Origin of the sequence: Mycobacterium sp. 050128 (assembly GCF_036409155.1) — a bacterium.
Taxonomy (GTDB): Bacteria; Actinomycetota; Actinomycetes; order Mycobacteriales; family Mycobacteriaceae; genus Mycobacterium.
The window spans coordinates 1-8,543 of record NZ_JAZGLW010000022.1; the positions used below are offsets into that span (position 1 = coordinate 1).

Sequence of the window (8,543 nt, forward strand, 5' to 3'; positions counted from 1 at the left end):
AGACACTCGGGTGGAAGACACCCGCCGAAGCATTCAACGAGCAACTACTCTCACTCCAACAAGCCGGTGTTGCATCGACCGGTTGAATCAGGTCAATTTCGCAGCCGAAAGTTCGTCCGCGCCCTGGGCCACCACGACATGGTCGGCTCCATGGGCCGCGTCGGGGCAGCCGGTGACAACGCGGCCATGGAGAGCTTCTTTGCCCTGCTGCAGAAGAACGTCCTCGACCGCCGCCGCTGGGACACCCGCGAGCAGCTGCGCATCGCCATCGTCACCTGGATCGAACGCACCTACCACCGTCGCCGACGACAAGTCGCTCTCGGCAGGTTGACCCCCATCGAATTCGAAGCAATCATGACCACACCGGCCAGTCAGGCCGCGTGAAGGAACTGTCACCTATCGGTGCAGCAGACCCGTACTCAGTGATAAGTACTAGGCCCGGTTTCGCCACCGGGTGGTTGGTAGCCCGCCGCTGAGTTCCGCAGCTGCCAGATCTGCGCTGGGCACAAAATATTGACCGCATATGAGACGAGGTAATTGGCCGCGAACTCGTCGTTGGGGGTGACGTCCCTCTTCACGTCGCCGATGATTTGCGCGTAGCTGTTCCCCTGGCTGGCCTTGTTGCAGATCACATAGCCATAGCCGATCGCGTCATCGTTCGGAAAATTGTAATGGCGCCGCACCGCTACGTCATAGACATACTCCACCTCGGGCGCCGGCGCGGCATGCGCCCGAGGCGCACTCGTTTGCGCGACTCCGCCCAAGACAACCGCGGCAGTGAACAACTCGACCGCCAGTGACGTGCTTCGCTTCATCACCGGGCACTCGAAGGAGCGGCCGGTATAGCCGCAACGGATCCGATGACAGCCAACGCTCGGTCGAGATACGACGTGATTGGGCTCAGCATGGTCATCGCCACGCCTATATGACATAACGATAAGTCGCCTCGGAGACATCCAGCTCGCACGAGCAGATAGGTGACGGGGTCTATTCCTTTTCCCTCGGCCAGAGGCCGATCGGCCGCCATCTACTTCACCAGGCGGTTCAATCCGACAACCGACTTGCTACCCACTAGATATCACCCCTACTGACCCGATAGCGAGTCACTGTCATGGTTTGGTCCAAGCGACGGCCATACCCATCAGTGCTCGCGGAATCGGCTCATAGACACTAGTCCAGGGCGTCTGACCGCCCACAGCTCCGGATGCACAGATCCACGATCTTAACTCGATATTGCCGCTCGCAAGAAGGTCATCGGAGGCCAGGTTGCTCAACTCGTAACCCTTCCCGGCGGCGAGGAACTCCAGACTGCGGCGATCGAAGTCTTCGTCAATCGAGCCGTGAACGTACGGTCCATCGTAGGCAACCCATGGGTATCCGGCCGTGAAGTGCGACAGCCCCCCCGACGCATAGACGCCTACCCGCTCATCAGCGGGACGACATAGTCGCACCGCGTCAGCGATTGCGCAGCCCAAAGCGAAACAACGTTTCGGCGACAACGACGGCATATGAATGGCATTAAGGAACATCAACACGACAGGGATTGCGTGGTCTCCGAGGATGTGCGCCAAGATCTCACCATGCGCATGCGAGCGCAAGGTCTTCTCACGGAATTCCACCACGCCGGTGACGTCGAACCCCGACTTGACCGTCTGTTCATACACGTCCTGACTTAGGGAAGACGCACTTGCCCAGTGCCGGGAGACGGAGGAAAATCGTTCGGAAAGAATGAAATCTGCTCCTGTGTAAATCGCAATCTGCGGAAGTGCCGATCCGTCGAAGTTCTCATTCTGGTCGTCACCGATGACGATGAGGCAATCCAGACGATCACGCCGAATATTGTTTCGCAATCGTTGAAGTCCGCCTTGGATCCGGGCGTACCGCGCCGCAGCGGCTTCAAATGATTCGTCGTATTCACCTGGTGGGCACGTAGCGACCCGTCCGTGACGTCGTTCGTAGTTTTCTCGGTTTTTGTTCCGAAATTCTTCCCATCCGTCGGGTTCGATGAAGGTGAAGGCATGCGAGGATGCATATCCCGCGACGATTTCACCCACGGCTCCCCCTGGGATAAGTCTCTAGTTTTGAGGGTTTGTCAGTTCCGTTCACAGCCAAATCTCCTGCGAGAGAAGAACTTCGCACCCTTCATGGGCTGATCGAAGTATTGCGAAGCACACCTCGAGAGTTGCCCGTCCCCACCGGCCGTCGTGCTGAACCGGACGATCTTGCGTGATCGCCTGGTGCAGTTCAGCCAACTCGGCGGCCCGCCCGCGCATCGTCCGCGCGACAGGTATCTCCCTTGATCCGTCTTGCCCGTACACCACCAGGCCGTCGGGCGATTGTCTGATGGCGCCGCGTTCACAGCTAACCACGGTGAGGCCGAAGTAGGGATGGTTCACGATCTCACCCGACGTGGAATAGCCCCATATTTCCCGAGAGTCATCGGTGGCCGTGTCAGTACCATAACGGCCCTGCTCCTTCTGGGCTTCGAGCGCCGTTTCCAGTTGGTTGGCGTTAAGGCTTAGCTGCTCGAAGTTGCGACGGACGCGCAGGTTGGTATCCGGTCTGCGGACGCCGCCGTCTTCTGCCACCCACGAGTGCAGTTCTGCGGTGTCAAAGTATGCGTGGCCGTCGTAGACGAGTGTGGCCGACACCCCTGACTCGAACTCCAAGTGGCACGTGTACCCTCCAACGCATTCCCGAACATCGTCCCAGACCGTTGACGCGCGTACACTTCTGACCGCAGAACCGGCGATTTGCCGGACGATGTCCACCTGGTGGGGCCCCTGGTTGAGGACCGGCCCGCTTGTCGCGCGCAGCTCGGAGGTCGGCCAAGGCCGCCGGTTGAAGTCATTGAAGTTCCACGTGTTCACCATCAGCAATTCGCCGAGCTCCTGGCTGCGCACCAGATCAGCTATGGCACGAATTGGAGCGTCAAAGCTGTGTGTGTGTCCGGCCATCATTTTGACGCCTGCTTCATCCGCCGCATCGACCATTTCCGCGCACTCTTCGACGGACAATGCCAGCGGCTTCTCCACGATCATGTGCTTGCCGTGGTGAGCCGCCATGAGGGCATGCTCATGGTGCAGCTCGGGTGGTGTGGCGATGTAAACCACCTCGACGTTGGGGTCGGCGCAAAGGTGTTCTACATCCGTATATGTTCGACAGCCGAACTCATCGGCGAAGCGGGCCAGCGCCTGCGCCCGGGTGTCGGCCGCGGCCACCACCCGATACGGCAGCGACGACATGTCGGGGTACTGTTGAAAAATCCGTGCTACTGCCTGGCCGATTCCGAGAAATCCTAGGCCCAGTTCGCGTGCTGGAGCTCTATCCGTCACCGACGAACCTCTCTGTGGGATTAGCGAGCGCGGGCATTAGAAGAAAATTGATATCGCTCGCGGTAACACGCTGTGGGCCAGCGTGATTACCCTCGCTGCGAGCTGCAGCCCACCGTGCTCGTCGCGACGCAGGACGTCTTGTCGCTTGCCTGCAAAGAGGTTCTCATGGCGCTCATGGCGCACGAGGAACACCATGACGCTGGACCGGACACCCACCTCGCGATCGTCCCCGTCAGTCACCAGGATGTCGCTGACGATCCGCTGGGTGATCGTGCGCGGCGTCTCGCCAGGCGCAAGCCCTGTTGCCAGCCTGGCGATCCGCAGGTTCAGGGACTCATAGTCGTCGTTGAAGAGAAAGAACGGCGGTAGGCCCTCATCTCGAGTGTCCGGATGCGTGCTGGATTCCGGGAAGGGCATAACGTAACGCACATCCTTGGCGACCATCGTCTGTAGCCACTCGGCCATCAGACCGTCATCGAGCAGCATCGTCTCGCGGGCATAAAATTCGTTGACGCGCAGCCGCAGGTCGAGATCCAACATGCCAGTCTCCACGGTCAGCCCAACTCCGTTATTGCCCGAAGCCAGTGCCGATAGAACTCCCGCTGGTAACTTTCACTGATCTGCGGGCGGACATTGCCGGGCAGCTCTGCTATCAGGGACTCGGCGGGCTCGACGTCTTGGCCGAGCGAGTAATCGAACATCACTTCGCGGGCGACGCCTGTGTCGAGTGCGTCTGTGAGGCGCTCGAAGTTCTCGTGGTCATCCGGTGCGACCAGGCCCGCCGCCGATTGCCGCTGACTCAAGACGAAGACCATGCGCTCCTTGACCGAAGGGGGCGCTGACTTCTCCACCAAACACCACTCCCACACTTCGGTCAACCGCGGGCCCCGAGGCTGCCAAAGGACGAATCCACGACCGTAGAACGCTGTTCCCAGTCCAATCATGCTGAAATTCGGAAAAATATTGGCTGCATGGAAGCTGTACGGCTGCACCGCGTTTCCCGCCAGTCGTGCACTCTGTCGGCGATAGCGTTCCCGCAGCCATTCAACTGCCTCCGGGCCGAGTGTGTCGGCCTGGGCGAGATCATCTTGGTAGAAGTTGTCACCGACCGCTAGCTGCAACAACCCGTGGGGAGCCTCACCCGCGGCGACCACACTGTAGTGCGTTCCCTCGTCGATTGAGAAATTGATGCGGGACAGCCGCTTGCCGTTCGCCAGAGCGGTGACCGATCCGTGGGTCGCGCCGAAATGGTATTGGTCGCCACCGAAGTTCTCCGCCAACAACTTCCAGTTGGCTGGGATCAAGTAGCGATGCAGGCCCGGTACGACCTGCAGACCCTGCGGGTCGCTGTCCAGCAGAAAATTGTCGAGATACCAAAGCAAGCTCTCGCCTAAGTAGTCGCTCAGCGACGGGCTGGCCGGGTCCCAGCATGCAAAGATGAGACCCTTGTGGGTAGCCACCCGTGGGGACACCAGACTCATGTTGTCTTTGTCGAACAGCGCCCCATAGGCGCTCTCGCCTAATGGAACGTGGCGCAGCTGGCCGTCGGTGTTGTAGCTCCAGCCGTGGTAGCTACAGCGGAAGATATTGGCGTTGCCCTTGTCAAATTGGCAGACCTTGTTGCCCCGATGGCGGCACTTGTTAAGAAGGACACGAACGTTGGATTCCTTATCGCGGCATACGATGACCGCGTCATCGGCCATGTACGTCGTGATGAAGTCGCCCGGGTTCGGGATCATCGACTCGTGACCCACGAATAGCCATGTGCGCCTGAAGATCACGTTGAGCTCTCGTTGGTAGACCGCTTCGTCGTAGAAAGCCGACGAATCGACCAAGGGCGTCGGCGTCGCTTCTTGGGACATGATCGTCTCCATCAACGCTGCTCTGCGAATTCGCGACCGCCACCAAGATAGTCGGTGAGGATCTGGTTGAACAGGGCTGGACGTTCCCACTGCGGCCAATGACCGCAATCATCCATTAATGCGAATTTGGCTCCAGGAATGAGCTCGGCCGCGCGTCGTCCGAACTCTACAGTTGCCGACGGGTTGTGGCTCGTCCAAAGTACCAGTGTGGGCCGGGTGATGTCGGCAAGCCGTTCGGCCGTGAGGTTGTCCTCGGCGGTGGCCGCCGAGGGCGGAGCGGTCGCGTCGGAGAGCGCAGACTGCGCGCTCGCGTTCTGGTACAACTGCCATCGCAGCTCGACCAGTTCATCGGTTAGGTCGCGTTCAGGCTTGTTAAATAGCCAGGCCATTCGCTCCCGCACCGTGGCCGGACTCGGGTTGGCTAGGAACTGTTTGGTGAGCCGGCCAAGCTCCGCCCGCCCCGCAGCGGTGCGGGCCTCCGCATCAACGCCGACCTGAAGCGTCAGCCGCGCGCCGCACACATAGACCAATCGGTCCACTCGATCGGGGCGTTCTTTCGTAGTCCAGGCCGCGACCCAGCCGCCAAGCGACTCACCGACAAGGTGCGCTCGGCCGATACCCAAAACGTCCATGTAGCCGAGGAGGTGATTCACATAGTCTGTGCGCTCCGCGGCCCCTTCGCCCGCACCTGTGAAACCGTGGCCGAGCAAATCGAGCGCGTGCACACGAAAGTTGCGTGCGAGCGGCAAGACGTTACGGGCGAAGGCCTCGGCGTGACCACCCCCACCATGTAACAGAACCAGATCAGGACCCTCCCCTGCTTGGATTGCTCTCGTTCGGATCCCCGCCACGTCCACAAAGCGCGTCTCCGCCCCGAGCAGGTTCAGCCAGATTGACCGGTTCTGCAGCAATGGTGCACCCTCACGTAGTTTGAGTTAACGCCTAATGCTTATCACAAGTCCCCGAATATCTGCAACCAAGAAATTTAGGACGGCATATAAATCACCGCGACGGGGCAAGGAACTGGCCGGGCGATCTGTTGCGGGCTCCACCGTTGAGCGAGCAGGTCGGCGATCAGGTCGCATAGGGCAGGGTTCTAGTCGATCCGCCGCGTGGCGACGGGCTCTGCGTTGGACTGCCCCGCGGTGCGCTTCGAACGCCCCGTACCGGCCGTCTCGGCGGCTGTTGCGGCGCAACTCCCTCGATACGGTCGACGGCGCCCGGCCAAGCTTGGAGGCGATCTGCCGGATACTCAACGCCATTGCGGCGCAGATCGGCTATGGCGATCCGCTCCTGTTCGGATAGAGATCGATCGCTGATTTGGCGCACAGCCAAACGAATGGAGTGCGGGCACGAATCCGACGGCTTCGCCACGCCGATAGGTTTTGCAACCTCGCGCCCAGTTGTTTGCTGAGGTACGGAACACCCCCCACTTCGCGATCCGCCGCCGAGACGGACCAGCCCCGGGCGCTCGGCCCAGGGCAATGGCGCGCCCGCGGAATCCATCACGTAGACGCATTGGCAAGCCGGACGTCGACCATGATGAGCCTGCTCGGCGAGCGGGATTCATGTGGGAGGGCAGCAGGAAACCGACAGTCTCCATGCGGAAGTCGCGGGCGGCTCCGAAATGCTGGATCGACACGTCGGCCGCAGCGCAGTGCATGGCTGTGCGGGCCACCGTGCCGAGGCCGGGCAACAGCAGCACCCCGATCCGCGCATTTTCCGCCTCCTACCGATCGCGACAAGATCAAGACGTCGATCGCCGTGATGCCAGCCTCGGCGTAGCGGACGGCGTTCGCCACGTGCGCCTTGACATGCTGGTCGCCTCGAGCACCGGGGCCGGCAGGTCCTGGGCCAACAGCCAGTCTCCGGCAGAAGCCTGCAAACCCAGCGCGGCCGCCCGGGCCAGCCCGTCAGACGCCGGATCTACCCCCGACCATGTACCCCGCACGTCGACGTACTCGCTCCCGCCGCAGCTTCGCCAGCAGGTCGTTCCGATATTGCCGGGCCCGACGATCGCGCTGTCGCCCGGCGCGGGGCGTCGCCCACCGTGGTCATCGGATGCCACCTTCCTTGGCGAACGTGGCGGTCACCGAGCCCATCCCGGCGAACTCTGCCGTCACCACATCCCCAGCGGTTACTGGAATCGCCGCCATCACCGAGCCGGGCAGCACCACGTGCCCGGCCTCCAGAACGACCCCGCGCGGCCCAAGAATGTTGGCCAACCATACCAACGCGTTCAGCGGCGAACCCAGGACCGCAGCACCAGCGCCAGTACCGATCAGCTCCGCATTGCGGTGCAGCACACCACCAACCAACCGGACATCCACCTGCGAAAGCGGGGTAGCTTTACTACCCAACAACACCCCGCCCGAGGACGCGTTGTCAGCGACGGTGTCCACCAGCTTGATGTTCCAGCCCCGGATCCGCGAATCGATGATCTCCAGTGCCGGAGTCACAAACGCCACCGCCGCCATCGCCTCGGCGACCGTGACCCCCGGCCCGGCCAGCGGCTTGCCGAGCACGAACGCGATCTCCGGCTCCACCTTCGGCGCCAAGAACCTCGACGAGTCGATCGGCTCCGACTCAAGGAAAAACATTGCATCGGTCAGGTGCCCGAAGTCGGGCTGGCCGACCCCCAACTGGCGCTGCATAGCTGCTGAACTCAACCCCACCTTGTGACCCTTGATCAGCGCGCCATCGGCCTGCCACCGTTGGACCTGGCCCACCTGGATCGCATACGCGTCGTCGACGGTCAGGCCCGGGAAGCGGTCAGTCAACGGGTCAATTGGCTCGCCGGTACGATACGCGGCCAGCAGTAGCTCGACCGACTCCGCTCGCGCCCGGGTGGTGGTGATCTCACTACTTTGGTCCACGTTATCGCCGCCTGCCTTCATCGCCGCAAAACACCGCGGCAATCGCACCTTCGCGGGCCTGAAACCGTTCGCGAACGCGGTAGACGTTTATCGCCGCACTTGGACCGTGCCTTTGCCAGGGGCGACAATGCAAGCCATGGGTTCCACTGAGCGGCACGACAACCAGGATTTCCCACCATCGGTGCTGCCCGCGCGATGGCGATCCTGGCAGCCTTTGACAGTGAACGCCGGCCGCTTGGAACAACTGAACTTGCTCGCCGGACCGGGCTCGCCAAATCCACTGTGCACCGACTGACCCGTGAACTGGGCCGGCACACGTTGGAACGCCGCAGCGACGGGGTCGTACTGGGGCTACCGCTATCCGACCTTGGTCAACTAGACGGTATGGAGGCGACTTGAGGCCGAAGGCCTCGGGCTGCAATTGGACGTGGGTTGCCGGTGGCGGGTGAACACTCGCTCCGGTAGAGCCA

Annotated in this window: 9 protein-coding genes and 2 pseudogenes; 2 read left to right on the forward strand and 9 right to left on the reverse strand. The window is 61.7% G+C overall.

What is annotated here, in order from left to right:
* Positions 1 to 93: 93 nt before the first annotated feature.
* A pseudogene (locus tag SKC41_RS31435) lies at positions 94 to 384 on the forward strand (integrase core domain-containing protein); the annotation flags it as partial.
* A 35-nt stretch (positions 385 to 419) separates the two neighbouring features.
* Here SKC41_RS31435 and SKC41_RS31440 read toward each other — a convergent pair.
* The 9 genes and pseudogenes from SKC41_RS31440 to SKC41_RS31485 form a co-directional block, all read right to left on the reverse strand.
* Positions 420 to 815: a DUF732 domain-containing protein gene (locus SKC41_RS31440; RefSeq protein ID WP_042910189.1), complete on the reverse strand. Its 396-nt coding sequence runs from the start codon at positions 813 to 815 to the stop codon at positions 420 to 422.
* 294 nt (positions 816 to 1,109) lie between these two features.
* On the reverse strand, positions 1,110 to 2,054 hold the full coding sequence (locus SKC41_RS31445; RefSeq protein WP_054585634.1) for an extradiol ring-cleavage dioxygenase: 945 nt from the start codon (positions 2,052 to 2,054) through the stop codon (positions 1,110 to 1,112).
* 48 nt (positions 2,055 to 2,102) lie between these two features.
* Positions 2,103 to 3,335 carry a Gfo/Idh/MocA family protein gene (locus SKC41_RS31450; protein ID WP_330981537.1) on the reverse strand — a complete coding sequence of 411 codons (1,233 nt, stop codon included), beginning with the start codon at positions 3,333 to 3,335 and terminating at the stop codon, positions 2,103 to 2,105.
* Between the two features lie 36 nt (positions 3,336 to 3,371).
* Positions 3,372 to 3,875: an aromatic-ring-hydroxylating dioxygenase subunit beta gene (locus SKC41_RS31455; protein WP_226069255.1), complete on the reverse strand. Its 504-nt coding sequence runs from the start codon at positions 3,873 to 3,875 to the stop codon at positions 3,372 to 3,374.
* A 14-nt stretch (positions 3,876 to 3,889) separates the two neighbouring features.
* Positions 3,890 to 5,209 carry an aromatic ring-hydroxylating oxygenase subunit alpha gene (locus SKC41_RS31460; RefSeq protein ID WP_330981538.1) on the reverse strand — a complete coding sequence of 440 codons (1,320 nt, stop codon included), beginning with the start codon at positions 5,207 to 5,209 and terminating at the stop codon, positions 3,890 to 3,892.
* Positions 5,209 to 6,108, reverse strand: a complete 900-nt coding sequence (locus SKC41_RS31465; RefSeq protein ID WP_042910185.1) for an alpha/beta fold hydrolase — start codon at positions 6,106 to 6,108, stop codon at positions 5,209 to 5,211. Before SKC41_RS31465 ends, SKC41_RS31460 begins: the two co-directional genes overlap by 1 nt.
* A 24-nt stretch (positions 6,109 to 6,132) precedes the next feature.
* Positions 6,133 to 6,459 carry a helix-turn-helix domain-containing protein gene (locus SKC41_RS31470; RefSeq protein ID WP_418287980.1) on the reverse strand — a complete coding sequence of 109 codons (327 nt, stop codon included), beginning with the start codon at positions 6,457 to 6,459 and terminating at the stop codon, positions 6,133 to 6,135.
* A gap of 226 nt (positions 6,460 to 6,685) precedes the next feature.
* Positions 6,686 to 6,923, reverse strand: a pseudogene (locus SKC41_RS31475) (4-hydroxy-2-oxovalerate aldolase); the annotation flags it as partial.
* A gap of 328 nt (positions 6,924 to 7,251) precedes the next feature.
* Entirely contained in the window at positions 7,252 to 8,073 is an 822-nt protein-coding gene (locus tag SKC41_RS31485) for a 2-keto-4-pentenoate hydratase (RefSeq protein ID WP_226069254.1), read from the reverse strand.
* A 195-nt stretch (positions 8,074 to 8,268) separates the two neighbouring features.
* On the opposite strand from SKC41_RS31485, the gene SKC41_RS31490 reads away from it, so the two are divergent.
* On the forward strand, positions 8,269 to 8,472 hold the full coding sequence (locus SKC41_RS31490) for a helix-turn-helix domain-containing protein (protein ID WP_080691110.1): 204 nt from the start codon (positions 8,269 to 8,271) through the stop codon (positions 8,470 to 8,472).
* Positions 8,473 to 8,543: the final 71 nt, after the last annotated feature.